Source organism: Streptomyces sp. NPDC002054 (assembly GCF_040296685.1).
Classification (GTDB): Bacteria; Actinomycetota; Actinomycetes; order Streptomycetales; family Streptomycetaceae; genus Streptomyces.
The window spans coordinates 15,692-42,222 of sequence record NZ_JBEOXT010000055.1; the positions used below are offsets into that span (position 1 = coordinate 15,692).

The 26,531-nt window shown below is 67.5% G+C and carries 25 protein-coding genes and 1 pseudogene; 15 read left to right on the forward strand and 11 right to left on the reverse strand.

Features of this window, described 5'->3' with window-relative positions:
* The first annotated feature begins 419 nt into the window (after window positions 1-419).
* Window positions 420-4,334, forward strand: a complete 3,915-nt coding sequence (locus tag ABT123_RS34215) for a polymorphic toxin-type HINT domain-containing protein (RefSeq protein ID WP_351321934.1) — start codon at window positions 420-422, stop codon at window positions 4,332-4,334.
* A 2-nt stretch (window positions 4,335-4,336) separates the two neighbouring features.
* Window positions 4,337-4,738, forward strand: coding sequence for a DUF4279 domain-containing protein (locus ABT123_RS34220; RefSeq protein ID WP_351321936.1), 402 nt, complete (start codon window positions 4,337-4,339; stop codon window positions 4,736-4,738).
* A gap of 614 nt (window positions 4,739-5,352) precedes the next feature.
* Here the strand turns inward: ABT123_RS34220 and ABT123_RS36810 are convergent.
* A pseudogene (locus ABT123_RS36810) lies at window positions 5,353-6,306 on the reverse strand (AraC family transcriptional regulator).
* 69 nt (window positions 6,307-6,375) lie between these two features.
* Here ABT123_RS36810 and ABT123_RS34235 point away from each other — a divergent pair.
* A complete protein-coding gene (locus ABT123_RS34235) occupies window positions 6,376-6,891 on the forward strand; it encodes a winged helix-turn-helix domain-containing protein (RefSeq protein WP_502971149.1) in 516 nt (171 codons plus the stop codon).
* On the forward strand, window positions 6,888-7,478 hold the full coding sequence (locus ABT123_RS34240) for a transposase (protein ID WP_351321941.1): 591 nt from the start codon (window positions 6,888-6,890) through the stop codon (window positions 7,476-7,478). The genes ABT123_RS34235 and ABT123_RS34240 overlap by 4 nt, the downstream gene beginning before the upstream one ends.
* 54 nt (window positions 7,479-7,532) lie before the next feature.
* Here ABT123_RS34240 and ABT123_RS34245 read toward each other — a convergent pair whose 3' ends face one another.
* From ABT123_RS34245 to ABT123_RS34265, 5 genes are all read right to left on the reverse strand, one after another.
* On the reverse strand, window positions 7,533-7,688 hold the full coding sequence (locus tag ABT123_RS34245) for a hypothetical protein (protein ID WP_351321943.1): 156 nt from the start codon (window positions 7,686-7,688) through the stop codon (window positions 7,533-7,535).
* Between the two features lie 483 nt (window positions 7,689-8,171).
* On the reverse strand, window positions 8,172-8,600 hold the full coding sequence (locus ABT123_RS34250; protein WP_351321945.1) for a DUF4240 domain-containing protein: 429 nt from the start codon (window positions 8,598-8,600) through the stop codon (window positions 8,172-8,174).
* A gap of 44 nt (window positions 8,601-8,644) precedes the next feature.
* Window positions 8,645-10,216, reverse strand: a complete 1,572-nt coding sequence (locus tag ABT123_RS34255; protein WP_351321947.1) for an ISL3 family transposase — start codon at window positions 10,214-10,216, stop codon at window positions 8,645-8,647.
* Window positions 10,217-10,379: 163 nt separating this feature from the next.
* Window positions 10,380-10,709 (reverse strand): hypothetical protein, encoded by a 330-nt coding sequence (locus ABT123_RS34260; protein WP_351321949.1) that lies wholly within the window; start codon window positions 10,707-10,709, stop codon window positions 10,380-10,382.
* 372 nt (window positions 10,710-11,081) lie between these two features.
* Window positions 11,082-12,077, reverse strand: a complete 996-nt coding sequence (locus ABT123_RS34265) for a hypothetical protein (protein ID WP_502971150.1) — start codon at window positions 12,075-12,077, stop codon at window positions 11,082-11,084.
* A 315-nt stretch (window positions 12,078-12,392) separates the two neighbouring features.
* Here ABT123_RS34265 and ABT123_RS34270 point away from each other — a divergent pair, with 315 nt between their 5' ends.
* From ABT123_RS34270 to ABT123_RS34310, 9 genes are all read left to right on the forward strand, one after another.
* On the forward strand, window positions 12,393-12,695 hold the full coding sequence (locus ABT123_RS34270; RefSeq protein WP_351321978.1) for a hypothetical protein: 303 nt from the start codon (window positions 12,393-12,395) through the stop codon (window positions 12,693-12,695).
* Between the two features lie 226 nt (window positions 12,696-12,921).
* On the forward strand, window positions 12,922-13,134 hold the full coding sequence (locus ABT123_RS34275) for a hypothetical protein (RefSeq protein ID WP_351321982.1): 213 nt from the start codon (window positions 12,922-12,924) through the stop codon (window positions 13,132-13,134).
* A gap of 44 nt (window positions 13,135-13,178) precedes the next feature.
* A complete protein-coding gene (locus ABT123_RS34280) occupies window positions 13,179-13,973 on the forward strand; it encodes a hypothetical protein (RefSeq protein ID WP_351321952.1) in 795 nt (264 codons plus the stop codon).
* Window positions 13,974-14,281: 308 nt separating this feature from the next.
* Window positions 14,282-15,166 carry a DUF2268 domain-containing putative Zn-dependent protease gene (locus tag ABT123_RS34285; protein WP_351321954.1) on the forward strand — a complete coding sequence of 295 codons (885 nt, stop codon included), beginning with the start codon at window positions 14,282-14,284 and terminating at the stop codon, window positions 15,164-15,166.
* A 280-nt stretch (window positions 15,167-15,446) separates the two neighbouring features.
* Entirely contained in the window at window positions 15,447-16,523 is a 1,077-nt protein-coding gene (locus ABT123_RS34290; protein WP_351321955.1) for a tyrosine-type recombinase/integrase, read from the forward strand.
* Window positions 16,520-16,849 (forward strand): helix-turn-helix domain-containing protein, encoded by a 330-nt coding sequence (locus ABT123_RS34295; protein ID WP_014177719.1) that lies wholly within the window; start codon window positions 16,520-16,522, stop codon window positions 16,847-16,849. Before ABT123_RS34290 ends, ABT123_RS34295 begins: the two co-directional genes overlap by 4 nt.
* 12 nt (window positions 16,850-16,861) lie before the next feature.
* Window positions 16,862-17,581: a hypothetical protein gene (locus tag ABT123_RS34300; protein WP_351321958.1), complete on the forward strand. Its 720-nt coding sequence runs from the start codon at window positions 16,862-16,864 to the stop codon at window positions 17,579-17,581.
* A gap of 12 nt (window positions 17,582-17,593) precedes the next feature.
* On the forward strand, window positions 17,594-18,694 hold the full coding sequence (locus ABT123_RS34305; RefSeq protein ID WP_351321960.1) for a site-specific integrase: 1,101 nt from the start codon (window positions 17,594-17,596) through the stop codon (window positions 18,692-18,694).
* Window positions 18,670-18,927, forward strand: a complete 258-nt coding sequence (locus tag ABT123_RS34310; RefSeq protein WP_351321962.1) for a hypothetical protein — start codon at window positions 18,670-18,672, stop codon at window positions 18,925-18,927. The genes ABT123_RS34305 and ABT123_RS34310 overlap by 25 nt, the downstream gene beginning before the upstream one ends.
* Window positions 18,928-19,911: 984 nt before the next feature.
* Here the strand turns inward: ABT123_RS34310 and ABT123_RS36815 are convergent.
* A complete protein-coding gene (locus ABT123_RS36815; RefSeq protein WP_502971151.1) occupies window positions 19,912-20,838 on the reverse strand; it encodes a recombinase family protein in 927 nt (308 codons plus the stop codon).
* Window positions 20,839-20,929: 91 nt separating this feature from the next.
* Here ABT123_RS36815 and ABT123_RS34325 point away from each other — a divergent pair, with 91 nt between their 5' ends.
* Complete coding sequence (locus ABT123_RS34325) at window positions 20,930-21,766, forward strand: nSTAND1 domain-containing NTPase (protein WP_351321980.1); 837 nt, start codon at window positions 20,930-20,932, stop codon at window positions 21,764-21,766.
* 383 nt (window positions 21,767-22,149) lie between these two features.
* Here the strand turns inward: ABT123_RS34325 and ABT123_RS34330 are convergent, their stop codons facing one another.
* From ABT123_RS34330 to ABT123_RS34345, 4 genes are all read right to left on the reverse strand, one after another.
* On the reverse strand, window positions 22,150-22,446 hold the full coding sequence (locus ABT123_RS34330) for a barstar family protein (protein ID WP_351321966.1): 297 nt from the start codon (window positions 22,444-22,446) through the stop codon (window positions 22,150-22,152).
* 103 nt (window positions 22,447-22,549) lie between these two features.
* Window positions 22,550-23,215, reverse strand: a complete 666-nt coding sequence (locus ABT123_RS34335; protein WP_351321968.1) for a hypothetical protein — start codon at window positions 23,213-23,215, stop codon at window positions 22,550-22,552.
* Complete coding sequence (gene istB / locus ABT123_RS34340) at window positions 23,205-23,993, reverse strand: IS21-like element helper ATPase IstB (RefSeq protein ID WP_249764154.1); 789 nt, start codon at window positions 23,991-23,993, stop codon at window positions 23,205-23,207. The genes ABT123_RS34335 and istB overlap by 11 nt, the downstream gene beginning before the upstream one ends.
* Window positions 23,994-24,016: 23 nt before the next feature.
* A complete protein-coding gene (locus tag ABT123_RS34345; RefSeq protein WP_351321970.1) occupies window positions 24,017-25,342 on the reverse strand; it encodes a Mu transposase domain-containing protein in 1,326 nt (441 codons plus the stop codon).
* A 578-nt stretch (window positions 25,343-25,920) separates the two neighbouring features.
* On the opposite strand from ABT123_RS34345, the gene ABT123_RS34350 reads away from it, so the two are divergent.
* Window positions 25,921-26,331: a hypothetical protein gene (locus tag ABT123_RS34350; RefSeq protein WP_351321972.1), complete on the forward strand. Its 411-nt coding sequence runs from the start codon at window positions 25,921-25,923 to the stop codon at window positions 26,329-26,331.
* Window positions 26,332-26,531: the final 200 nt, after the last annotated feature.

The window sequence follows — 26,531 nt, forward strand, 5'->3', positions numbered from 1 at the left end:
GTGACCGTGCTGTAGACGACAGCCGGTCATGATCGCCTGGGGGCCGCTGATCAATATAGGCACAGGCTCACTATGCGGCCCAACTGCTCACGCGTGGTTGCCTGTCAGCTATATTTGGGGCCGCGATCAGATCGCGGTCGGTTGTGTCCGTGCAACCTTCCGATGCGTGGATCACGCATCAGGATTCAGAGCAATGCCGCGCCATGTCCGAGGACTTGGTGGGGGCCTGCCCGCCTTCGGCCTGGGGACGCCGAATCACAGGAGGCGGCAGGACCTGTCCGGCGTGCATCACCAAGAGGGGGCGGACCGGCCCGGGATCAGGCGCCGGTGCGGGCCTTTGCGGTGCCCAGCGACCAGCAGAAGGATTGAATTCAGTGCGTCAGCTTGCAGGCTCTGGGACCCTGGGGAGGGGAGTCCAGGTGGCCGGCAGGTCCGTCCGCGGACTCCTGCCCCTGGCCCTCGTGGCCACGCTCATCACAGCGGCGCCGGCCGGCGCCGCGGATCCCCCCGGGACACCACTGTCCGACCGCGCCAAGGTACTTCAGGCCTGGAAGACTTCAGGACCGGCCGTCCGAGCCGCCGCGGAAGCAGCGCTCACCGGCAACGATGCGCAGGTCCGCGCGTACCTGGCCGACGGCGAGAAGGTCGCCGAGGAACTCGACCTCCGTGAGGCCGCCCTCACCCTCGTCACCGAAGCCGGGCCGGAAGTCAGCGCGGCCGCAGCCGAGGCACTCAAGGGCACTCCGGAACAGCTCGTGGCCTTCATGAAGGACGGCTGGAAGCGGCCGCTCGAAGACGACCAGCGCGTGGCTGCAGCCCGTGCCACCGAGGCCGGCGGGACCGTCGGCCGCGAGGCCGGCGACGCAGCGATGAACGGGACCATCGACGACGTCCGCGCCTTCCTGAACGAAGGCCAGTACAAGAGCCGCGACGACGACGCCCGGCTCCGCGTCGCCCAGATCGAGATGGCCGGAGGCCCCGCCACCAAGCGCGCCGCCGCCGCCGCACTGAACGCGGGCATCACCGAAGTACGGGACTTCCTCGCCTACGGCCAGTACATCACCCGCGCCCAGGACCAGGAACACGCCAGCATCACCGACCTGGCCCAGCAGACCTCCGACGCCGCAGCGGCTGCCGACAAGGCCAAGGTCAGCGCCGAGGAGCAGGCCAAGAAGGCCGAGACTGCCGCAGCCTTGGCGAAGAAGGAAGCCGCGACGGCAGCGGCCGAAACCCTCGCGGCGAAGAACGACGCGAACAAGGCCGAGGACGCCGCGCGTCGCGCGGCAGAGTCCTCCCGCCGTGCCGCCGCGGCGGCGAAAGCCGCCATTTCCGCTGCCCGCGCCGCCAACGCCGCAGCACAGACCGCGATCGCCGCTGCCGCCAACGCCGCCACCGCCGCCCAGCGGGCCTCCCAGGCCGCCGGCAATGCGTGGGCGGCAGCGGCTTCCGGCAAGGTCAACGAGAAGGCAGCCGCCGATGCGCTGAAGGCCGCCACCGACGCCGAGAAGATCGCCAACACCCTCACCGCGATGCTGAAGACCGCCATCGCGGCGAAGAAGTCACTGACCGCCGCGCTCGGCGCCATCGACGACATGAACGCGGCAGCCGCGAGCGCCAACGCCGCCGCCGGCCACGCTGCCGCCGCCGGAGCCAGCGCGGGCCAGGCCAAGGCCGCAGCAGCCGCAGCACAGCGGCACGCCGCAGAAGCCAAGCGCGCGTCCCAGGAGGCGCAGCGCCACGCGGACAACGCCATCACGGCGGCGACCCAGGCCCGCGATGCCGCCCTTTCCGCCGCCGCACACGCGCGCAAGGCCGCGGATGCAGCCCGCAAGGCCAATGAACACGCCGGCGACGCCCAGGCGGCGGCCAACGCAGCGAAAGTCAATGCGGACGAGGCGCTGAAGGCGGCCCAAGCGGCCAGTACCGCGGTCACCAAGGCCCAGGAGATCCAGACCACCACCCGCAAGGGCGAAGCCGACGAGATCGCCGCTCGCACGGCCCTGCTGGTCAACGAGGCCCGCGACGCCAAGGAGACCACCGACACCGTCAAGGCCGAGATCAACAAGGTCAAGCAGCAAGCCCTCACGCTCCAGACCGACTTCAATACCCTCGCCGCCCAGGCCGCCAAGCCCGACGCGCAGCCGGCCCAGATCGCGGCCAACGGCCGCAAGATGGCCATGACCGCCCTGCAGATCCGCGGTCCCTGGAGCCGGGCCGCCGCTGAAGTCGCCCTCGCCGGCGACGACGGAGCCGTCGTCGCCTACGCACTCACCGGCTGGAAGCAGGCCCAGGAGGAAGACGAACGAGAAGCCGTCCACGTCCTGGCCACGCAATCTGCCCACGAGGACGTCCGCACCGCGGCCACCACCGCACTGCGCGGTACCCCGGCCCAGGTTCACGCCTTCTTCACCGTGGGCCAGTACCAGGCGGCTGCCGAGAACAACCGTGTTGAGGTCGCCCGCATCGCCGAAGCCGGCGGCACGGTGGTCAAGGAAGACGCCCAGGCCGCACTCGACGCCACCGACCCGAAGGCCCTCGACACCTTCCTCACCCAGGGCCAGCACCAGGCACGGATCGAGGACTACCGCATCGAGGCCGCCCGGCTCGCCGAAGGCGGCGGACCGGAGGTCAAGGCAGCGGCCGAAGCCGCCCTCGCCAGTCCCGACACCAACCTGGTCACCTTCATCACCTCCGGGCGTCACAAGGCCACCCGCCGCGACCAGCTCAACGCGGCTCACATCGAGCAGATCCAGTCCATCCTCGCCACGGCCTCCCAGACCGCAGCCCTGGCCCACAAGTCCGCTTACGAGGCGTACGAGGCCGCCGAGAAGGCCCAGGGCCACGCAGACTTGGCCGCCGGCCACGCCAAGACGGCCACCCAATACGCCGACGAGGCCAACGGCCACGCCACCCGGGCCCGGCAGGCCGCCGACCGGGCCAGCACCTCGGCGAAGTCCGCGGCATCCTCCGCCGCAGCCGCACGCAAGGCCCAGGCTGAGGCTGCGAGCAGTGCCCGCAGGGCCAGAAACGCGGCGATCTCCGCCGAAGCCAGCTACGGCGCAGCCCAGGGATACGCCGCGAGCGCGTTCCAGGCAGCCGAACAGGCCCGCCAGTCCGCCCACAACGCCGGACAGAGCGCCACCGAGGCCCTCGCCAAACACCAGGCGACGGTCACCCGCTACCAGACCGAGCGCTACACCGCCGAACAGCAGGCGCTTCTGGACCAGCGGATGGCCGACTACGACGCCGCGATGCAGCAGGACGCGGAGGCTGGCGGATCATCCGAGCTCAACACCCTCATCCTGGCGCTGACCACCAATCAAGTGCCCCCCGGGATGAGCCTCAAGGAGTACATCCACCTCAGGCTGGACATCATGGGTCTCCTCCCTGTAGTTGGGGAGCCCGCTGATGCCGTCAACTGCATCGCCTACGCGATCGAATCCAATCTCGCCCAAAAGTACGGGATCGGTGACAAAGACGCCGCGAAGGATGCTGTTCTCTCCTGTGCGGCAATGCTTCCCATCGCAGGCTGGGCAGCTGCAGGTCTCAAGGGCGTGCGCTGGGCCGAGAAGTTCGGGGCGAAAACAGGAGAAGTCTTCGACAAGATCGGAAACTTCTTCAAGAAGAGTCCGTGCGGGCAGAAAAACAGCTTTCCTGCAGGCACCATGGTTCTCATGGCGGACGGATCCTCGAAGTCGATCGAGGGGATCGCTGTCGGTGATTCGGTCCTGGCCACGGACCCGGTCTCGGGCCTCACGGCCGCCCGGCGGGTCGACGCCACCATCTACACCCCCGACGACCGCGCCTTCACCGAGATCAGCCTGACCCCGGCCTCCGGTGGCGGATCCCTCATCAGCACCTCGAACCACCCCTTCTGGTCCGTGAACGCGAAGGCCTGGACCTTCGCGGCCGACCTGAGAGAGGGAGACACGCTCAGAGCGGCTGACGGCCGACCCGCAGAGATCGCAGAAGTCCGCCACTGGCAGGAACTGCACTCCGCCTACAACCTCACTGTGGACGGCCTGCACACCTACTATGTGCTGGCAGGTGCCAAGCCCGTACTGGTCCACAACGACGGCGGATCGGGCCCGGCATTTGAAACGAACCCTGGAAAGCTACGCAAGCTGTCCGACGGGGAGGTCGATAAGATGGTCGGTGATGCGCACGAATTCAAGACCGACGTGCTGACCGATGCGAAGGCCCGGGACAAGGTCATCGCCCATTATGATATCTACCTCGACAAGAAGACCGGGTATTTGTTCCTCATGCCCAAGGATCGGAAGAGCTATATTCCGACTCTCATGCACAAGAGCGGTGAGTACTGGAAGTGCTGAGAATGGACCGTAAGCGTTCGGTGATCCTCCGTATCGAATCCGATGAACTATCCGTGGAGGAGATCTCGGAGATCGTCGGTCAGCAGCCAGACGTATTCCGTCGCAAGGGCGGACCCACACGGAACCCCAGCCGCCCTCTCAAGGTAAACGTGTGGGAGATAAGAGAGGAGGTTGGCCAGGACGAGTACATCGGTCTCGCCCTTGAGCGGCTCTGGCCGAGGATTCTCCCTTCAGAGAGAGGCCTGACAGACCTTTCTCGCAGGGGTTGCTTCCTCCGGCTCGCTCTCGTCCAGTGGATCTCCGATTCGGACCCGCATGGCCCCGGCTTCGGGATCGGGGCGAGGGAATTGGGATTCCTGGCTTCGATCGGCGCGCTGCTGGACGTGGACCAATACGCCGGCTAGGGATCCACCCCAGGACCCCGACGGCACCAGCTCGGGCTTCCTGATGCGGGCGAGGCCCTTCAGGCCTGGTGGGGACGACAGCGTCCCGACCGGCTCCAGGAGGGCCTCGCCTTCGCCTCGCAGCGTGTGAGTTGGGGTGTGGTGGCAGGGCTTGGGCGCCATCGGTGCATGACGGGGATACGGATCATCGCCCCGCCGATTCCGGTTGCGTCCTTGGAAGGGTTGGGTTGTACGGGTTCCATCTGTTCTGGGGGTTCGTGCCGGGGTTCGGGTGGGTGCCCGCATAGACGAACGGCCACTAATACTCCAGTGTGACTTGGCGGTCTACGCGCTGGAGGGGGCGGAGAGCCGCTGCCGGTTGTGGCTGCGACGTGCCGAAGCTTGGTGGCTTCTGCGCCAGTTCGACCAGTGCAGGAGTGCGTTCAGGGGCCGTCGTCAACATGGAACTTCGCCTCCAGAACCTCCGCCACCGCCACCTCGCGCATCGTCGCGATCACCGCATCGTTGGGCTCTTGGACACGATCCGCCTGGCGCTCCACCGCATCGGGGCCACCGCGAGGCCGGGATCGGCAGCGACCACCGCTTCCAAATCCGCTGCGGTGATGTCCTGGCCCTCAGCGCCAGTTGTATTCGCCTGGTTCGTCGCCTGCCGTCTTGACCTGCTTGCGGTAGGCTCCCGGCGGCGACCCGAAGTGTCGTTTGAAAGCTTTGGCGAAGGCGAACTCCGACGTGTACCCCGTGTGCTGCGCGATTGTGCTCAGCGGGGTCGGCGATTGGTGCAGCAACCGCGCCGCGGTGGCCATCCGCCAGTTGGTCAGGTAGGTCAACGGCGGCTCGCCGACCACCGAGGCGAAGCGGCGGGCGAACGCCGCGCGGGAAAGCCCGGCGCGGGTGCCCAGAGACTCCACGGTCCAGGGATGGCCGGGATCGACGTGGATCGCCTTCAGGGCTGGAGCGACTGCCGGGTCGGTCAGCGCGGCCGCCCAACCCCGGGTCCGCTCCTTCGGTAGTTCGGCGTACCACGACCGGAGGATGTACAGCAGCAGCAGATCGATGAGCGCCGTGACGACCGCGTCCGAGCCCGGCTGCGGCGCGTGGAACTCGGCGCACAGCTGATCGACCGCCGAGCGCAGCACCGGGTGGCGGCCGGGAACCGCGGGGAGGTGGATGACCTCTGGTAGATCGCTGAACAGCGGATGCGGGCGATCAACGTCGATCGCGTACGCGCCGCACACCAGCACCGTGTGCGGCCCTGGTCCGTCCACGGTGACGTGGCCAATCGGCGAGGAACGGTCCACGCGGTCTGGTACGAAGTCCGCCGGATCGCGGTCCGGCACGTCGCACAGGGTGTGTCCGCTGCCGCGCTGCAGGAACACGATGTCGCCGGGTCCGAGCGCGAGCGGCTAGCCGTGCGGTGGCAGCAGGTGGCAGTGCCCTTCCACGACCACGTGGAATCCGGCTCCTGAGATGGGTTGGAACTTCAGGGCCCACGGGGCGTGCGCGTCGGTGCGAGTCACCATCGGCCGTCCCGTGCGCAAGACTTCGAGGGTGTCGCTCAGGATGTCCATAGCGCCACTCTACTGATCTTTTCGTAAGTTCGGTGGGTGTGGTGGCGGTGTGAGTGGGAGGCTGTCGGGGTGGCTTATCAACCTTCACCTTCGGCTGGCGGCGCCTCCCTTCCTCCTTTATCGCGGCCTCAGTTGGCGGAGGCTCGGCGTGTTCGGGCGGTCGAGTTGTTCGAGGACGGTGTCTCGAATGCGGAGATTGCGCGGGCGGTGGGGGTGTGTGCGGAGAGCGTTCGGCGTTGGCGGCGGGCGTGGGAGGAAGGTGGTGCTTCGGCGCTGCGGCGGCGGCCGGTCACCGGTCGTCCGCCCAAGCTGGACGACGCCCAGGTCGAGACCGTCCGGGCCGCGTTGATGCGAGGAGCCCAGGCTCATGGGTTCGAGGCCGACCTGTGGACCCTCGAGCGAGTCGGCGCCGTCGTGGAGCGGGTGACGGGAGTGGTGCTGTCGAGGGCGTCGGTGTGGCGGCTGCTGACCGGCCGGCTCGGATGGAGTCTGCAGCGGCCCGAGCGGCGGGCGGTCGAGAGGGACGAGTCGGAAATCGCCCGTTGGATCAGTCACGAGTGGCCGCGCATCAAAAAAGGGCCGTGAACACACGTGCCTGGATCGTGTTCCTCGACGAATCAGGCGTCTCCCTGCTGCCTCAGATCCGCCACACCTACGCACCCCGAGGTCGGACCCCGCTGCTGCGGCACCGGCTGAACTGGAAGCGGGCGTCGATGGCCGCGGCCCTGGGATACCACTCCACCGACCCCGATCGAGGGGCCCGCCTGTGTTTCCATCTCAAGCCCGGCAGCTACGACACCGCCGCCCTCATCGAGGTCCTGGAGCAGATGAAAGTGTTCTACCCCGGCGAGCGGGTGGTCCTGGTCTGGGACGGCCTGTCCGCCCATTGGAGCCGGACGATGCGGGCCTGGGTCGCCGACCAGGACTGGCTCACCCTGGAGCGATTACCCGCCTATGCTCCCGAGCTGAACCCGGTGGAGCTGCTGTGGTCCCCGCTCAAGAAACGTGAACTCGCCAACCTCGCCGGCGACCACCTCGCCGACGTCGCGGACGCCACCGAGCAAGGCATCCACCGCATCAACCACAACCCACAACTGCCATGGTCCTTCCTCGCCCACACCGGCCTGACCATCCACCCACCACACCCACCGAACTTACGAAAAGATCAGTAAGAGCCCGTGCACTCCACCCCGGCCCGGCTGAGGTGGCCTCTGGGCCCAGTCCAGTCACTGTTCGTGGCCCTCGGCGGTGGTCGGAGAGCTCCGGCTCTCGACAAAGGCACGAGCGGCTGTGATCACAGCAGCGACGTGGACGTCCTTGTGCGTGTCGACGCCCAGCACGATGTCCTGGTCCAGCGGAACGGCCTGGGTCATCCTGGTCACGGTCACCTGTTTCCTCAGCGATGGGAAGCGGGTCAGCCATCGCTGGATCGGTCAGGCGGTCAGGACTGAGACGGTGCCTCTCGCGAAAGCCCCTTTCGGGACACGCCCGCCGTTCCAGCGGCAGCGCGTACCGCTCCGGACAGCGGCCGACAGAGCAAAACCAAGGCACCAGGGTCAGTCGTATCGCGGGTCAGGCCACTACCCGAAGCGGCACCCGAACATCCTCACAGCGGTATCGAATGGCCAGGCCGCGCCACTGCCTGAAGTTGTTGATGCACCGCTCGACCGTGTTCCGCTGTTTCGTAGCCCGCGCGCTCGAAGGCGAGCCTTCGACGCGCCTCTGGGACGACATGGCCCCGGCGACCTGGTCCGTAAGGCGTGGTCCCCGTGTCTGGCTGCATAGGTGAAAACGAGGTTCTGGCACACATTCCGTGAGGACGATCAATGGCCCTGGGACTCGTCACCATCCGCAGGACATGCCGTTCAATCAGCCCAGCCCTCGGTGTTCGAGCACGACTCGTAGGAGTAGCGCGTGTCGCGGTCCCACTCCTCCCCAGTGATGCGCTTGTATGCCCGGTCCGGTGTGTAGAGCAGGCGCTCGGCCCAGATGAGGTCGGTGGCGTAAGGAGTGAAGGCCGTTGGGTCTTGGAGGACGCTGTCGAATACGGTGCGGCCGGCGGCGACGACCGCGGCACGGGTGTAGAGGAAGGCGTCATCGGACAAGTCGTGTCCGTACTCCTTGCGGTCCAGCCGGTAGAGCGCCCATGACAGTTGCTCGGCAAACCCGATGACCAGCGACAGCGGGGACTGGGCGAGCCGCTCAGTCACTGCGGCGGCGAGGAGTTCGGCGTCAGGGTCGGGTTCCGTGGGCCTGCAGTCCTCGATGAGCTGCCAGAAGGCGTCTTCGTTCATGCTGGCGAGCATGCCGCAGGGGTCTGACAGTCTTGTCTGCCGGGTCACCTGTTTGCTGCTGCTGTGAGAAGGACGCGTTTGCGGAGAAGGGGGAGCTTGGCCCGTCCGAACATCTGGCGTTTGATCATCTTGATGTGATTGACGCGGCCCTCGACGGGGCCGGAGTTCCAGCGTGTGCTCAGGCCCTGGAGCACGGCGTCCCAATCTTTCTCCAACCCGGTGGCGAAGGTGTGCAGGCGGGGCAGGTCCGCGGTGCGGGTGGCAGTGATCCAGTCTTTGAGGTACTGGCCGGAGCGAGATTGAAGGATCTCTGCGAAGCCGCGGACGTGCGCGTGGAGGGCCTTCAGTTCAGGGCAATGGGCGAGTATGGCGGCGAACTGTCGGCGTTCCCCGTCGGCCAGGTTCTCGGGGTGCCGCATCATCCAGCCGGTGACCCGGCGGATTCCCGGTGGTGCGGGTGGGACGACGCGGATGCGTCGGCGGCGCCTCGGTCGCAGGTAGTCGCTGATGATCTGGTAGCTCCCGCGGTAGCCGAGGTTCTGGAGTTCGGCATGCAGCTGGATGGCGTTGGTTTGCCCTTCGGCCCAGAGTTTGTCCAGGTGGGGCTTGTAGGGGTCGAGCTGGCTGGCCCGGGGCTGGCGCCTTCCGGTCAGCAGCTGTTCGGGGACTGACGCGCGGGCGTTGCGGCGGACGGTGTTACCGCCCATGTGCAGTTCCCTGGCGATCTCCCGGATCCCGTGTCCTTGGGCCAGCAGGGCATGGATGGTCGCGTGCCGCTCTCTGATGCGAGCTTCGATCGGCGACATCGACTTCGTCGCATTCGAGTCGCCGCCATCGCTCGCAGGGCCATCAGGGCTGGTGAAAGCCGCCTTGAGGCACTTGATGTGGAGTCGGACGCTGGCTTCGACGGCGGTGCCGAGGTTCTGCCAGAGGTGGAAGCGGTCGGCCACCTGGACCGCGTTCGGGGCGCCGGTCCGGGCGCCGTCGGCGTAGGATCCGGCACGGTCACGGCAGATGATCTCGGCGCCGGGATGTTCGCGCAGCCAGCCGGCCAGGGTGGAGGCGTTGCGGCCGGGCAAGAGGTCGAGAGGCCGGCCGCTCTCGCAGTCGATGAGGACAGTGCCGTAGTGGTGCCCGCGGCGGGTGGCAAAGTCATCGACGCCCAGCACCCTGGGGACGGTCCACACGGGATCAGGCACGGCCATGATCGCCCGTAGGAGTGTCGTCCGGCTCACCCTCGTCTGCAGGGCAGCAACAAGACGGGCCCCGGCCCGGCCTGCGAGGGCAACCGCAACGACCGCCAGAACATGGCGCGAAGCAGGAGTGCGTCTCCCGTACCTGAACGTCAGCCCCGCGCCCTGCTTGACGAACGTACGGCGCCCACACAGGTCGCTATCGCAGTACAGCTGCCGCACGGTCAGTTCGATCAGCACCGGCTGGCCACCGACCGGAGAATCAGCCAGCCGACGCTGGTAGCAGCTGTGGACGCGATTCGACGGAAGCTCACAGGCCGGGCACGAAGCAGGGCCATCGAAGGTTCTCGCCACGATGTGCACCACACCGCACTCCGTGAACACCCGCTCCACCAGAACCGCCCTGAAGTGCGGAATCAGCACCGCTATGAGGTCATCACACCGCACCACGGTCCCAGATGACGAGACGTCACCGTGGCAGAACGCCGTTGATCGTCCTCACGGAATGTGTGCCAGAACCCAGAATGGGGTTCTGGTCCAAACTATGTGGTCAGTTACTCTCCGTCATCGAAACCTGCGGGTTCGCTCAGCAGTGGTCCTCGATATAGAGCATGCGGCGTCCCGGCTCAGCGCGGAACTCATGGGCCAAGTAGCGAGCGGTTGACCACGTCCCGCCGGGGCCCTTGCACTCGTCTTTGATCCGGGTCCAGAGCATGAGGCGCTCGGCTTCGGCCGCGAGTCGAGGGCTAATGCCGCCCATATCCCCCCATACGACAGTCGTTCCCGCATCTTTGACCAGCCGACGAACGATGCGGAAATCAAGGCGCTTGCGATGGAGAACCCAGCAGGTCCCTTGCTCGTCGAGGAGCGTTATGGGGTCGTCCAGGCTGTCGGGGTTCGCGGGGAACGGCTGCATGCTCCGAGTCTTTCAGAGTCCCTTCGAGCGTCCTGACTTCGGCAGAACCGTAGCAGTGCTGAGTCTTGGCTCTGGCCCAACTTCTTGATGCTGTTGGTGATCTTGGGGCGTGGCCCCACCCTCGTTCCAGCAGTCGCTGGTCAGGCAGCGACCCGGCAAGCCAAGCTGCCGGCCCAGGGCAGCACGCGAGCGGGGCCGTCACCAGCCGGTGACGGCCCCGCTTTGCTGCGCCCGGGGCCCGTGCTGGCCTGCCCCCTCGGTCTCGGGCCGCTACCGGGCCCGGGCCCGGGGCGTCGTGCCGGGCACGGGACGGATGAAGCCGGGGCGTACGCGCCGGGCGAGTGTGCCACCTGCTGCGGCCACTCACCGCCCCTAGGAGAGAACCCATTGGGGTGGGTGGCAGGGGTCAGCCGGGCAGGTGAAGACGTGCAGGTCCCGGTCCCGGCCGAAGCGGAGCCGGGTCGGCTGGGCAACGGACGGGCCGCCCTGGATCGAGGCCTTCCCCCGCAGGGACGGGTCGCGGTCCTCCAGAGGTACCCAGCTGTGCGAGCCGGCGTCCATCTCGTAGCCGTCGGCGGTCAGCAGCAGCCGCATCGGGGTCGCGCAGGATTCGCAGCCGATGGCCATCGGGCCTGTCGACGCCCAGCTCGGAAAGCCGCCCACCCGCCAGCCGGGCGGGATCGACAGGTCGAACTGGTAGCTGGGGGCATCCGGGCCGTGTTCCGCCGCCTGGGCGTCGTCCCACGCGTCGATGCGGGCGATCAGAGAGGCAGGCAGCGTGTCGTCCTCTGCCCAGGGATAGGTGTCCACCTTTTCGGGATGCAGGACACACGGCTCGGGGAGTTCGTGCTCCCATCGCAGCATGGGCACTTCGGGCGGGGCGGCGAGGAAGCTTTCCGCGCGCTCGGTCTCTGCGGCCCGCCGCCACCGCAGGTGGTAACGGCGCTCCAGGTACGGACCGTGGTTGAACGGGCAGCGGAAGATCTGCACCAGATCCGCACCATCGGGCCCGGCCGCCAGAGCCGGGATGTCCCGGCGGAAGAACTGGGCGAGGCATACGAACGGCACCGGGCCGTCGTCCCCGGGCGTTCCGGAGCCCGGCCGCGGCTGGCTCCGCGGCCAGACGCCCGCGGCCCGGGCACTGCGGATCTCGTCCGGCTCGTACCCCTCGGTCTCGGGCTGGTGGGGCTCCTGGCAGACCGGCCACGGCTCGTCGGCCGGCCACAGCATCGGCCCGCCGATATGGCTCTCGAGCATGCCAGGTTGCCCCGGTCTGGGGTGCAGTCGGGTGGTCCGGCCCCGATGGGCGGCGAGCTCTGGGAACACAGCCTCCACGGGCACAGGTCTGGTCGGCGTGGTCCTCGTCATGGGCAGACCGTACGCGGACGGGGAAACACCTCGCGAGTGCATTGAGCCCAGTGCGGTTCACAGGCCCCGGAACCGACGCCAGGGTCCCCCGTTCTCGTAGACCGGCTTCGGACCTGAGCGCATTCGAACCGGTGCACAGATGCTGTCGCTACCCAAGCTCGACGCCAGCCCGGTGTCACGGAATTGCGCACGCTACAGATACCGACACTTCACCAGTGAAGACGGGACTCCACCGAAGCGATCATTGGCGCCGTCAGCGGCACCCTGACCCGCCCCGGGCTCCTCGTCCTCGGTCGCCTCGACCAGGACGGTCGACTGCGCGCGGTCGGCCGGACCACGCCGCTGCGCCCGGACACCGCGCGGCAGGTCGGCGCGCACCTTGCCGCAGCCGGCCCCGGGCACCCCTTCGAGGGGGTGCGGTTCGCGGCGTCGTGGGGAAGTCGTGATGTCCTGGACGTGGTGCTCGTCCGCCCGGACCTGGTGGCGGAAGTCAGCGCCGATCGGGCCGTTGACCGGGGCGTTTTCAGGCACCCGCTCCGCTTCCAGCGGATCCGCCTGGATGTCACCGCGGACGATGTCCCGCGGTTCGGTCAGGGGCCGGTTGTGGCGGCCGGCTGACCGCCGAGAGGGCCGCCCGCCGTGTGTCGGCGCAAGAGTTCACGGGGGCCGGCACCGATGGGTGCCGGCCCCCGTTTCGTGTCCCCTGCAGGTGTGAATCCGGGCTCGCGTACGCGTAGGCGGCCTGTGCGGTGCGCTCCCAACTCGCCCCGAAATAAGAGCCATTGACAACAAACGGGATCTTTAGGCACCGGACCAGACCGCCCGGCGCCTCGGCGTCCGCCGCGTGGGCTTCGACCAGGTGGTCAGGCTCGGTTGGGTCGCCCCGGCGGGATCGGTGGAGGTCGACTACAAGCGACAGGGCGGCGACACAGTCTCGCTGCCGTGGAACTCCGGAGTCGTCGAGGGCCATGTCAACCGGATCAAGATGCTGAAGCGCCAGATGTTCGGCCGTGCAGGCTTCGAACTCCTCCGCAAGCGCGTCCTGCTTTACGCGTGACACCCGCGTACAACTCTGGCTCGTCAACGCAATAGCCTCAGCCTGTGACCGACAGCAGCAGCCAGAACGAGCAGCCTGACCCCGCCGCCCTCCCTCCCTTTCAAACACTGCTGGACAGTACGAACTGGGCGTCGCTCGCGACAGCCTGCGGGACGGGCGAGTCTCTGCCGGCGGCACTGACACTCCTCACCGACGCCGACCCGGTCATCAGGGAGTCGGCTCTGCACGATGCGCTGGGGCCAGTGACTCACCAGAACAGCATTTACGAGGCCACTCTCCCAGTGGCGCTCTACGTCGCGGCGATCCTCAACCATCCGGCCATCACGGCGGGCGACGACAACCCCGACGTCGAGACACAGAGCCCGACTCTCGTGCAGCTGCTCGACTGGCTCGGTGACACCGCCTACGACGCCAACGACGAGTGCGTTGCCATTGACGAACGCCTCTACGGTGAGGGAATTCACGATGAGCAGATGCGGACGTTCCGGGACGCACGCCCGGCGATCTTCTCCGCGGTTCATCGCCTTCTCGGTCATGACGACGCCGACGTCCGCCACACCGCCCTTGTCGCTGCCATCCCCCTCATCGAGCACCCCCTCCTCACCCAACACCAGGCAGATCTGGCCGACCACGCCCGCCGCCTACTGGCCACCAGCACTGACCGACACCACCGAGACCGCGTCCTGGACGCGCTGAAGGCCTGGGGCCACGAAACCAGCGGACTGGAGAACGCGTCCGACATCGCGGCCCGCGAGCACTACGCCCGCCTCAGAGCCGCCCGCGCTTCTTGGGACGGCAACTGGACAGGCGGCGGCTACAGCGACGACCCGCCGTTCTGACTCGAGGTCCATGACCCCCTCAACACCCATGGATCACCCCGCGTGGCGGCACCACAAGAAGTGGACCAGAGCCCGAAGGCCGCGAGCAGTTGTAGGTCAGTGACGAGAGCACCCTCTCCCGGCGGACATCGGCGTTGTCGAGTTCCGAGAGCAGCCTGTTACTTCTCTTCCGGGGATGTGGGCGTCGTGCTCGGCCACGTTAGCCGGGTCCTGACCGACCGGAGTGAGCCGGGGGTGCGGCAGGAGTGAGAGGCGGAAGACCTGATGGCTTGACCCTCCCGTAACGTGAGGCCCTACGGTCCCAGGTCATGAAGATCATTGTTCATGACACGGCGTCCTCCATGTTCGATCTCCTGCAGCGCCCGCTGGCGGAGCGGCCGAACGCCCTGCGAGACATGCTCAGCCCTCTGCAGAGTGTGATGTCCACGGTGGGCGTGGACGTGGTTCAGATGCACCAGATGGGCAGCGGCTTCCGGGCCGACCGTGAGGACCCGCGCTATCTGGTGGCGCTGGGGCAGATGCGGGATGCGGGGGTGTGGGACCAGATCGAGGACTGCCTCGCCGCGGCGTGGGAGCGGCTGAGTGGCGCGGTGCCCGGGGTCAAGAGCGCCGAGACCGTACATGTTGTCCTGGTGCTCGGCGATCCCGATGACGACCTTCTGACGGTCCGCAACGCCGGCTACCTCGGTATGGGCGGTATCCCGGGGGCGATTCAGCTGACGATGTGGCCGACCGAGACCAGCCTGGCGAAGATCGGCTACGTCGCCGCGCACGAGCTCCACCACAACGTGCGCTACGCCAATGTGGTCTGGAACCCGATGACGGTCACGGTTGGCGAGCAGGTCGTGGCCGAGGGGCTGGCCGAGGCGTTCGTACGGGAACTGGCGGGCGAGCCGGCCATGGGGCCCTGGGCGACGTCGCTGTCCGGCCCGGAACTGGACGACGTCTGCGATAAGGTTGCGGCCGGGATCGATGTGGCCGGGATGCAGAACCTGCCCGCCTACGTGTATGGCGACGCCACCGCAGCGCGCATGGGGCACCAGCCGGTCGGACTGCCTGACTTCGCCGGATACGCGGCCGGCCTGCGGATCGTGGACGCGCACTTGGCGGCCTCCGGTCTGACCGCCGCCCAGAGCACGACGCTGCCGGCACGCGACATCCTCGCGAACGCAGGCGTACCGAGCAGCGCGTGACTATCCCGCGGATCGCGCAGCGACGCCGCGGAGGTCGACCCGTCTCCCGGCGTCCGCCGGGGGACGCACGCCCGGAGGGAGTCGCTGGTCCGGAGCGACGTGCCGGAGTGTGCGACATCCCGCGAGTTCCCCTGAGCCCTGCTGAGTCCTTGTCCCCGTGGCCAGGTTGTTCTGTCTCCTTGCGATGTTCTTCGAGCCAGTGACGTAACTTCAGGATTCTTGAAGCGTTCTCACTTCGTCCGATCGATCTGCGATCGGGGTGAAGGCGAGGAGGCTCGGGTTGGCACTGGCAGCCGTACGCGATCTGCGCGAGTTCCGCGATCCGGCCTCGGCTGAGGAACTGGAGCAGTTCGAGACCGACGTCCTCGCCGGGTTCGTCCTCGCGCGGGCTTCGGCAGGGCTGGCGGACGGCACCATCCGCGGAGACGTCGGGCACCTGGACCAGATGCGGGCCTGGTTCGGCCGGCCGCTGTGGGATATGGAGCCGGCCGACGCCGACGGGTACTTCGGGAAGGTGCTGCGGGACTCGCCGAGCGGCACCCGGCTGGCCCGCGCGCAGGCTCTGACCACGTACTTCCTGTTCCTGGAGCTGCGGCACAAGGTCGAGATCCATCGGATGACCGGGCGGGTCGTCGAGTGTCCGATCGACGAGATGAACCGGCCGCGCGGATCCAAGGACGCCGCCTTGCGGATCCCGCCGACCGAGCCGGAGATCAAGGTCCTGTTCACCGGCTGGGGCGGCGAGCTGGCGACCTGCCGCAAGTTCGCCCCGACAGCGCGGAACTACACCGCATCGAAACTGATGTCGCAGGTCGGACTCAGGGTGAGCGAGGCATGCAAACTCGACCTGACCGACATCAAGTGGGACCTGGGCCGCTTCGGCAAGCTCCACGTCCGCCACGGCAAGGGCGCCCGCGGATCGGGTCCGCGCGAGCGGATGGTCCCGCTGATCAACGGCGCCGACCGCACGCTGCGGTGGTTCATCGAGGACGTCTGGGGCCAGTTCGACGACGACCACACCCGCCCCGGGGCACCGCTGTTCCCCTCCGAGCGCAAGAACACCGACGGCTCCTCACGCCGCGCCGGCGACGACGCCTTGCGCAACGGCCTGGCCGCCGCAGCGAAGGCCCATCTGCCCGGCTGGGCCGACACGCTCACCCCGCACGTTCTGCGGCACTTCTGCGCGTCCGAGCTCTACTTCGGAGGACTTGATCTGCTCGGGATCCAAGAGGTCCTCGGACACTCCTGGATCGCCACCACGATGCGGTACATCCACGTTCAGCAGACCCGGGTCGAGGACGCCTGGGTGTCCGGGCAGCAGCGGGCCGCGAAGCGGCTGGAAGGACTGATGGGATGAAGTGGAACCTGCGGCTGACCGCCGCGAACAAGGGGATCTGGAAGGCGTCCGAGCTCCAGCGGAGCCTGGCCGAGCACGGCTTGGTGATCTCGGCCGGGAAGATGTCCGGCCTGTGGTCCGGCCAGCCGGTCTCCCTCAAGCTGGAGGACCTGGACGTGATCTGTGTCGTGCTCGGCTGTGAGATCGGCGATCTGCTGATTCCCGAGCCCGGGAAGGTCAGCCGCCCAGGTCAGCAGGCTGGAGTCCAGGAGGCCACGACCGGCTCGATGGTGGCCCCGGCCGTCGTGCCCAAGCGCCGCGACGGCCGTTCCCTGCCGCCGATGTGACCTGGTCACATCATGGGGAAGATCAGCGAGAGCAAGCCGGCGGCCTCCTGCTCGGGCTGTTTCGCCTGGGGGCAGCTGCCCGGCCGGTTCTGCCGCGGCTGCTACACCTACGCCCAGCAACATGCCGTCGGCGAGTGCGTCGGCTGCCGGCGGCCGGTCCCGGTCGACGACAAGTACGGCTACTGCCGCCTCTGCCGGGCCCAGGCGACGTGGGCGATCAAAGCCAGCGGCAAGGCGTCGGTGATCGAGCCGTACCTACGGCGGGTGACCTGCCAGCAGCTGTTCTTCGCGAACCTCGAGCGGCCCAAGAACGGAGGGCCGCGAGTCGGCAAGGCCGGACGGCGCGTATTGAAGCCGCCGCCCCTCCCCGAACCGCATCGCGTGATCACGACGTCAACGCAACTGACCCTGTTCACTGCCGCTCGGGACTTCCGCCGGTTCGACCGAGAACTCCACGCTGACCTGGCCAATCCCTGGCTGATCCGGGCTCAACAGGCCGCCCGGGCACTGGGAGAGGCCCGCGGCTGGAGCCGCTGGATCACCAGTGACATGAACCGAGCCCTGGTCATCGTGCTGTCCGGCTTCCGCGAAGGTGAGTCGATCCGGTACTCCGAGCTCTTCCCGGCCCTACGCGTCCGCGGACTTCCGGTCGTGCGGATCGCCGAAGTTCTCGACCGACTCGGCCTGTTCACCGACGAGCGGGCCCCCGCCGTCGACCGGTGGTTGGAGTGAAAACTCGACGGGATGCCCCCGGGCATCCATCGCGTCGTCGAAGCCTGGATCCGCACCCTGCTCGATGGCGGGCCGCGGTCGGAGCCGCGGTCGCGGCAGACGGCATGGGTCTACCTCAACGAGATCCAGCCGGTGCTGCTGGAATGGTCCAGCCGCTACGACCACCTGCGAGAAGTCACCCGGGAAGACATCGTTGCGGCCCGGGACGCTGTCACCGGCAAACAGCGCGAAAGCCGGATCGTCGCCCTGAGGTCACTGTTCCGACACGCGAAGAAGAACGGTCAGATCTTCCGCAACCCCACGATCCGCATCCGTGTCCCCCGACAGACCGGCGGCATCCCCCAAGCTCTCGTCCAGACAGACATCGACGAGGCCATCGGCGCCGCCACCACCCCGGACATCCGGCTCATCGTCGCCCTGGCCGCCGTCCACGCGGCACGGCCGAAGATGATCCGCACCATGCAGCTGGACGACGTCGACCTGGGCAACAGGCGCATCACCGTCGGCGGCCACGTCCGGCCACTCGACGATCTCACCCGTCAGGCGGTGCTGGACTGGCTCGACCACCGCCGCAGCCGCTGGCCGAACACGGCCAACCCTCACCTGCTGATCACCCAGAAGACCGCCGTCGAATTCGGCCCGGCTGGCAAGCTCTGGACCACCCGAGCCACCCGCAACCTCACCGCCACCCTGGAACGGCTCCGCGTCGACCGACAGCTCGAAGAGGCCCTCACCCACGGCGCCGACCCGCTCCACCTCGCGCTCGTCTTCGGCATCGACGAGAAGACCGCCATCCGCTACGGCGACGCCGCTCGGCAGCTTCTAGCATCAGAAGCCGAGGAACACCACGGGAGGTCATTAGGCATGCGCATCTCAACCGACGACGGCCGATTCGGGCTGATCTTGACCCCAGCAGGTGACCCCTGGGATGCGCGTTTCTTTCGTTTCCAACTCATCGTGGACTCGATAATCATGGGCGATTCAGAGCCCTGCATCCTCGGCTCGATGATGCTGACATTGCAGAACAGGCCAGGCTTGAGGACCCGCGTCTGGCTCAGCCCGACGCTGACCCGGCCGCGATGCTGTCCGTGTTGCGCTCCGATGCCGCCCTAAACGATGCGTCGCTGCTGGGGGCTGCCGAGTCCCTCGACCATTGCCTGGTCCGCGGGTACGTCCACGGCACGAACGCGATCGTGATCGGCGAGCCCACCGAACCGCCCGTGGGGACGCGCACGCCCCACGTCGCAGTCGTGTCGCTGCACGACTTTCAAGCGATCGTCACAGCCGCCGCCCACTACTGGGAAGAGGTTCAGCGTGATACACGGCTCAACACACTTAACCGATGAGCCAGCACCTTGAGTTCATCCAGAACACACGGGTCGAAACCCTCCAGAGAGCCGGAACACCCGTCGGTTCCCGACGAAGAACCCTCAGTTTCGCTGAACCCGCGGGACTCTCGGCCCTGGTCTCCCATCACTGACCCTGGGTGCAAGGTAGCGGCGGCCACGGAAGCTCGCCTTCGCTGCCCGGCCGCCGTTGGGGGCTCGGCCCGAGACGGAACGTACGATTGGGCATCGGGCCGAACGGAGAGCTGCGAGGACTCAAGTGGCTGGCGAAATGCGTAAAGAGCTGATCATCGGCCCCCGCAGCGAGCGCGTGCGAGTGGAGTTGGCGGAAGCCGCTGCCTGGAGCGCGTATGCGGCGGAGCTTCGCGAGGTGCTCGGAGCCGCGATTGAGAAGAGTGGGGCAGACCTCCTGGAGGTGGGCGGGCTGCTGGTGAGCGAGCCCCTTCCCGAAGAGCACCGCGGCCTGCGCAATGGTGCGGAGGTCCGGCCGCCGCAAGCGATAGGTCTTGCCGAGGGAATGGCAGCCGGGCGCGGGCCGTATTGTCAGCTTGCTGCACCCGGGAGACTTCAGATCGAGTCGGGATGGGACGGAGCGGTACACCTCTACACCACACCAGCGGTGGCCGCCGATCTGGCGGGATTCCATGGTGAGAGCGTGACGTTCCTGTGGCGAGACGCGGCTCCTGAACCCATAGAGGTCTCGGACCCCGTCGACGCCGTCGCGGACGCGGGTTTCTGGGCGAGGGTGGCGGAGGCGTCCGAGCGCCTGACCCTGGTCTGCGAGCGCTGGGCGTACGGCGCTCACGGGTGCAGATGGTTCCGCGTGACGCCGGAGAGCACAGCCGAAGTGGCCCGACTGCTGAGGCCGCGCTCGCTGGTTTGCGTGGCCACCGAGCCGGAGCTGAGCCCCAGAGCGGAGCTGCTGGAAGACGGCTTCACCGCCTTCGTGGCCCCGCTGCCGCACGGCGAACTGGCCTACCGGAACTACCCCGGTGGAGCCGACACACTCTCCGAGATCATAGATGGTTTCTCCCTCATGCTGGCCGATGCGGCGCTGGGCGACTGGTGCGCCGTCGTACCGGACACGGATGGGGTGGCCAGGGGGCAGTGGGAGACTCCGGGTGTGAGTAGTTGAGGTACAGGAAATCCCGTGAGAACGATTGCTGGGGTTCGCCTACCTCGTGCGAGCTTCAAGCTGACGGGGGACGGCGCTAGCGCGCAGTTGGCGCAGGTCAGGGATGTGGTTGTAGAGAGTGCCGGGGAGACGCCGAGGAGCTTGGCGATCGAGGTGATGGAGCGGCCGGGGTCGGGCAGCAGGTCGCGGGCGGCCTTGAGGACTTCCTCGGTGGCGACGCTGGGGCGCCCGCCGACGCGGCCGCGGGCGCGGGCGGCGGCCAGGCCCTCATTGGTGCCGATGACGATGAGTTCGCGGATGAACTCCGCGAGGGCGGCGAAGACGTGGAAGACGAGTCGGCCGCCGGGGGTGGTGGTGTCCAGGTTCTTGTGGAGTGAGGTGAAGCCGATCCCTCGGTCGCATAGCTCGGCGACCATGTTGATGAGGTCCTGGAGGCTGCGGCCGTAGCGGTCGAGTGAGGGGACCACGAGGGTGTCGCCTGGGTCGAGGAAGGCGTGGCATGCCTTCAGCTCCGGGCGGAGCGCGTTCTTGCCGGACTTCTTGTCCGCGAAACTCTTCCGGCATCCGGCGGCGGTGAGCGCGTCGAGCTGCCGTTCGAGCTTCTGCCCGCCGGTCGAGCCCCGCGCGTATCCGATCTTGAGCGCGGCTACGTCTTCCTCGGCACCGCCACCGCGGCGGCCGTCGTCATCTGGCTCCGAACATGAACTGCTACGCGACCCAGCAGTAGACGCTCTGATTATGGCGCCGGGCACAGCTGACGAGAGCAGCCAGATCACTCACGATCGCGTCCGCGATCTCCGTGTCGATGACCTCGCCGTCCTCCGCACGAAGCCGAGTCCAGGAGGCAGCGACGTCACGCAACCTGGAGTGCTCGGCGTCCGCGAGTGCAGCGGACAGGCGAGGCGAGATCGCGAAGACGACGCACCCGTCGTTGTCCTGGCCGGCGACGATGCGAGGCTCACCGGACGCGCCTTCCTCCACACCCTCTCGGCCCTGGCCGGTCCTGGCCGGAACGGGGAATCACCGGTTGCACTTGTCGTCTTCGCTCTGTCGACCGTCTGCGCTGAACACTGGTTTGAGTTCCCGCAACTATCGACGGCATTGCGCGACGCGATTCTCCTCGGGCCGCTGTCGAATGAAGGGCTCCGTGCGGCGATCCAGCGTCCGGCCGAGAGGGCGGGCCTTAGCCTAGAACCCGGTCTATTTGACCTGCTGTTGCAGGACCTTGCGGGGGTTCCTCCGGCTGATCGGCTGTCCCTGCTACAACCCGCGCTGTGGAACCTGTGGCAAGACCGGCAGGACACAAGGCTGACCATATCGGCCTACCTGGACGCAGGCGGGATCGCAGGCATTGGGGCGACCCTCGCCGAGGGGATCTACGAGCAGTTGAGCACGGATGAACGGCAGGCTGCCACGGGTGTCCTCCTCCAGTTGATCAAGCTTGGCAATCACATTCAGCCCACCCGGCAGCGGATTGCCCGGACTGCGCTGGACTGTGAGGGCTCTCCTGGTGCCGCTGTCGCCATGGACATACTTCTCCGTGGCCGCGTCCTCAACCAGGAGGGCGAGCTGGTGGAGATCGCGAACTTTACGCTGCTGTCAGGCTGGCCACGTCTTCGGCAGTGGCTCGACAGCCGGCAGGAGATCGAGGACGCGGCGCGCGCCTGGGAAGGCCAAAATCGCCACGCTGACTGGCTCTACTGAGGAAAGCGCATCGTCGAGGCCATGTCCCTGGGTCCCTGACCTGCGCAATCAACTCGGCTCCAACGCCATGGAGTTCCTCGCAGCCTCGATAGAGGCACACCGCCTTCCCTCTTGGTTGCGCAGATGCGTCGGCGTCGTAGTCGGCGCCCTGCTCACGATCGCTCTAGTCCTCCTAATGGGTGCCCTACCAGCAGCCTGATGGCGATCCTTGAAAACGACCAGGGACGCTCTTCGCCTCACTTTGTTGGTTGCTCAACGGTGTGGGGAGAGTGGGGAGTGGACGAGCATGCGCGGGCCCCGCCGACCGTCAGGTCGGCGGGGCCGGTGATCGTGAACGTCGGCTGGCCGCAATTGATCAGCCCCACCTCGACCGCGAAGTGGCGTCAGGCCCTAGCGTGGACAGCGAGTCGATTCTGCTGACCATCAAAGATGTCGGCCAAGATCTGGGCCTCCCGGCGGTTCCCTTCGAAGAGTCCCTGCTGGTCGACGTGCACGACCAGGACGTCGTGGCTGTCGATGACTTCCGAGATGCCGCGCGTCTCGATCGTGTCCGACCACGCGTCCAGGTTCCGGCCGAACCACTCCGGCAGCCCGCACGGCTCGGCAACCGCGTCCCAGAAATCGTTGAGTGTCTCTATCTGCCGACCGCGTAGGTCGACTATCAGCTTGCTGTCCTTCATCGCAGCAGCGTAGAGCCCAGCCACGGCTCACCGGCGGGTCAACGTGTCAGCATCTGGCGGTCGGCAGCCGGGGTTTTCGGCTGCCGACCAGTCGATCGTGCTCTCATGGAGCCCTGCGGAGCGGGACGACATCGGGAAGGCCGGTGGGAACAGAAGGGCGGGCCGCTTCCGGTGTCGCCAGGAGAGCGACAATGGTGACGGGCTGCTGGCAGTGGGGGCAGTTGCGGGTTGCCGTGGGCTCCAGCGGGTCCCGTTCCGGGGCCTGGCGGTAGGCGGGTCGTGCCGCGGGTTTGGGTGTCGCTGGCAGTCCGGGCACCACGGGAGGCAAGGCCGTGGCCGGGTAAGGCGTTTCGCCGAGGCGGCGGGCTCGGTCTTGCTCTCGGGCCTGGTCACGGTAGCGTTCGGCATCCCTGCGGCAGGTCGGGGAACAGTAGACCTTCCGGATGGTTTTGGGCGAGTCGAAGGTGCCGTCGCAGACCGGGCAGGTCCGGCTCTCCATCGCGTTCTCGCTGGCGCGGGCCGCGGTCCGGCACTCCGGGGAACAGAAGATCCGGCGGGGGCTGATGTCAGTGGTGAACTCGTTCTTGCACTGCGGGCAGGTCCGCTGGACCGGAATGCGGCGGCGGTTCTGTTCGCGGCAGGTGGGAGAGCAGAACACCTGGCGGCTGGTGCGCTCGGCGACGGTGAAGACGGTCTCGCAGTGCGGGCAGAGCCGGGCCATCTCGGATGCAACCTCGGTGGTGTCGGGGCTGGAGCTGTCAGGAGACACGAGCGTTCACCCCGGCTCGGAGCGTTTCGGCCTGGTTCCGGTGGCCGCGCAGTCGGTAGGAAGGGCCGTCGATGCCCGCGACGGCGGCCCGGTGCAGGAGTCGGTCGAGCATGGCCGCGGCGACGGTGGCATCACCGAAGGCGCCCGCCCAGTCCGCGATCCCGACATTTGTAGTCAAAATCGTGGACGACTTGAGATACCTCTGATTGATCACCTGGAACAGCGCGGACGCGCCGTCCTCAGGCAGGGGGAGGTAGCCCAGTTCGTCGATGACCAGCAGCTTCGGGCCGGCGAAGAAGTTCATGCAGGACTTCCACCGGCCTTCGAGAGCGGCCTTGTGGCAGCGGGCCGAGAGCTCGGCGGCGGTCGTGAAGTAGACGCGGTGCCCCGCTTCGACTGCCGCCCGGCCGAGCGCGACGGACAACATGGTTTTGCCGACTCCGGGCGGCCCGACGAACAGGACGTTGGAGGCGTCGTCCAGGAAGCGGAGGGTGGCCAGGTCCCGGATGAGCTTTTCATCGACGCCCGGTTGGGCGGCGAAGTCGAAGTCGTTCAGGGTCCAGGGTTCGGGCAGGCAGGCGAACCGGAGCCGGGCCGCCAGCCGGCGGGCCTCGGTGGCCTCGACCTCGATCTCGAGCAGCCGTTCCAGGGCCGCGGTCAGCGACATCCGTTCGCTCCGGGCCTGGTCGAGGACCCGGTTGAGGGCCTCGGCGGCATCGTTGAGCTTGAGGTAGGACAGGTGGCCTCGCAGCTGCTGGAAGCGGCGTGCTTCGCTCATCTGCATTGGCGACGATGGCGTACTCACTCCTCGTTCTCCTCCTTCGGTGAGGGAGCTGTCCGCAGCCGGTCGGCCACGGCGGCATAGTGGGACAGGTCGATCACGACCCGTTCGGCCGGATCCCCGGCCGCCGGAAGCCCGCGCAGACGCTCGGCTTCCGCGAGGGCGGCCGCCGAGGGCGGCCTTCGGACCTTGGTTTTGCACGGGGCACGGTCGGAAAACGACGCGAGCACAGCTCGCTCCAGCGCGATGACGTGGCCGTCGTCCCGGATGGTCTGCCCGGATCCCCGAGGGGCCAGGCGGTGCTGGGCGATGACCGCCCGGCCCGCGGTGGCGATCCGCAGGACGTCGTCGCCCAGGCGGTTGAGCACTTTGACCTGGACTCCTGGCAGGCCTGGAGGGACGGAGTAGAAGTTCCCGTCGAACTGGACCAGGCTCTGCGGGCTGACCGTCCGCTCGACTTCCAGCTCGGCCGGGAACGGCCGCACCGGGATCTCCAGCATGGGCTCGGCCGCGGCGAGCTCACCGACCGTGGTGGCCACTCCGTCGATGCGGCGGCGCCGCTCGTCCATCCGGACGGCGAGTTTGTCGACGCCGGACTGGGCCTGGACGACGGTCAGCCCGTCCGGAACCGTGCGCCACCAGCGCTGGGCGGCGGAGTGGTTGGCCTTCTCCACCACTCCCTTGCGGTTGCCACGACGGGGCGGACAAATGTCGACGCCGGCTCCGTAGTACTTGGCGACGGCAGCGAAAGAGGAGGTCACCTGCCCGCTGGAGGGATAACAGACCGTCGCCATCCGGTCGAAACGCCACCGACGGGCCGTCCCGCCGAACTTGCGCATGACCTCGTCGAGGGCCTGGACCAAGTGCGGGAAGTCCTCGGACTCCGAAAGAACCGCCCGCCACCGGCCCGAATGGGCGAGCGCGCCAACCAGCAGATGGGCGTGCTCACCCACTCCCCACCCCTCCGGCGGGCTCGGCAGCTCCAGCCAGTCAAACTGGATCTCCTCGCCAGGCGGATGCGCGATCACCGCGACGTTCCGGCCGGTGGAGGCGTGACAGGGCTCGCAATGCGGCCGGACCTGATACCGGCGCAGGGCCCGAGTGAAGGTCGAGTACGCGCCCTCATAACCGAGTTCGGACACCTCGTCGAACAACGTCGAGGCCCACAAATGCGGATCGTCGGCGAGGCGCTGGCGGCAATAAGGCAGGAACGGCACGAACGCGTCCGGGCCTTCGCGCCGCTCGCCGGGGGTTCGCTCGCCGTTCAGGTAGGCACGGATCGTCTTGCGATCACGGCCCAGATGCCGAGCGATCGCAGAGATTCCATCCCTGACGACGCAGAGCATGAGCGTCCACGTCTTCCTCCCGAGTGAACATTCAGGCCCCCGAACAGGCCGAACTCCTAGCTCACGCAGGTTCTCCACGACACGCCGACACCAGTTCGACACGCCGGGAGGATCACACAATCGATGGGGAGATCAATAGAGCAGGTTTGCCCCACCCCAGAGCGACAAGTGGGGAAATCCAAATATCCCCATCACAACCACGGCTGGTGGTCGATGAGCAGCTTCTTCGCCTTGTGGGCACTGCTCGGGGCTGCCGCGCTACTGACTGCACGTTGGAGCGACACTCGAAGGGAGTCAAGCCCTGCCGTGCCACGGTCGCAGCTTGGCAGTGGCGCGGCAGGCTCTCAGACCGGAGCATTCGTGAGCGGATTGCTCGATGTGTGGCTCTTCCCGATCGCCTTCATAAGGTCCGACCGCCTGGCACTACTCGGCAGGGGCAGCGAGCCGCCCTCTCGGAAGCGGGCACTGCGCAACTTCGAGGAAACACAGGACCGGGTGCTCATGCAGCTCGGCAGGCCACCGAAGCTGCATGAGCCTGCACCCGAAGACCCATGCAACATTGTCGAGAGGGGCGAGCGGTGACAGCCGTGATGCCGTCTGAGGAGCCTGGTGGCGCCACTCCCGAGGCGCTCACCAGCCTTCAGGAGTCCACACAGCCGAATCGCCCCTATCAGGAGTTGCTGGCCGGCGAGCAGGTAGAGCGCTGGAACTGCGTGGTCCCCGGCGCCGGCGAGCGCATCCTACGGTTGGTCGAGCAGGACTTCGAGCAGCAGAGCCTCAACCAGATCCACCAGCGACGGATTGACTTGGCCAATCTGGCGCTGCGAGCAGCCGGTGCACTCGTCGGCAGCGGCGCTGTGGCCGGATACCTCTGGGTCGCGAAGTACTTCGTCGACCACGGTGCAGCGGTCCCTGCGGCAGGCATGCTCGGCGGCGGAGTCGCGGCAATCGCCGCAGCGATCGTCCGCACCCAGAATCGGAACTCCTGAGTATCCGGAACACAGACAGAGCGAGATCCCAAGAGTCTCTTCACCGTCACCCAACCGAGTCGGCCCAGATCAGTGCGCCGCCCACAATGTCCGTTCTCACCGAAGCTAGTCTTCTGAGTCAGGAATTCCGTTCAGATGTGTAGGCTTGGCCTGTGGCGCGTACTGGGCGGCCGAAGGCCGAGTTGATCCTGTCGGGTGAG

Coding starts and splice junctions, on each gene's coding strand:
- ABT123_RS34250 (WP_351321945.1), bottom strand. CDS start 8,600: ATGAACGAAGACGCCTTCTGGCAGCTCATCGAGGACTGCAGGCCCACG.
- ABT123_RS34220 (WP_351321936.1), top strand. CDS start 4,337: ATGGACCGTAAGCGTTCGGTGATCCTCCGTATCGAATCCGATGAACTA.
- ABT123_RS34295 (WP_014177719.1), top strand. CDS start 16,520: ATGAAGTGGAACCTGCGGCTGACCGCCGCGAACAAGGGGATCTGGAAG.
- istB (WP_249764154.1), bottom strand. CDS start 23,993: ATGAGCGAAGCACGCCGCTTCCAGCAGCTGCGAGGCCACCTGTCCTAC.
- ABT123_RS34330 (WP_351321966.1), bottom strand. CDS start 22,446: ATGAAGGACAGCAAGCTGATAGTCGACCTACGCGGTCGGCAGATAGAG.
- ABT123_RS34285 (WP_351321954.1), top strand. CDS start 14,282: ATGAAGATCATTGTTCATGACACGGCGTCCTCCATGTTCGATCTCCTG.
- ABT123_RS34260 (WP_351321949.1), bottom strand. CDS start 10,709: ATGCAGCCGTTCCCCGCGAACCCCGACAGCCTGGACGACCCCATAACG.
- ABT123_RS34300 (WP_351321958.1), top strand. CDS start 16,862: ATGGGGAAGATCAGCGAGAGCAAGCCGGCGGCCTCCTGCTCGGGCTGT.
- ABT123_RS34265 (WP_502971150.1), bottom strand. CDS start 12,077: ATGACGAGGACCACGCCGACCAGACCTGTGCCCGTGGAGGCTGTGTTC.
- ABT123_RS34345 (WP_351321970.1), bottom strand. CDS start 25,342: ATGCTCTGCGTCGTCAGGGATGGAATCTCTGCGATCGCTCGGCATCTG.
- ABT123_RS34305 (WP_351321960.1), top strand. CDS start 17,594: ATGCCCCCGGGCATCCATCGCGTCGTCGAAGCCTGGATCCGCACCCTG.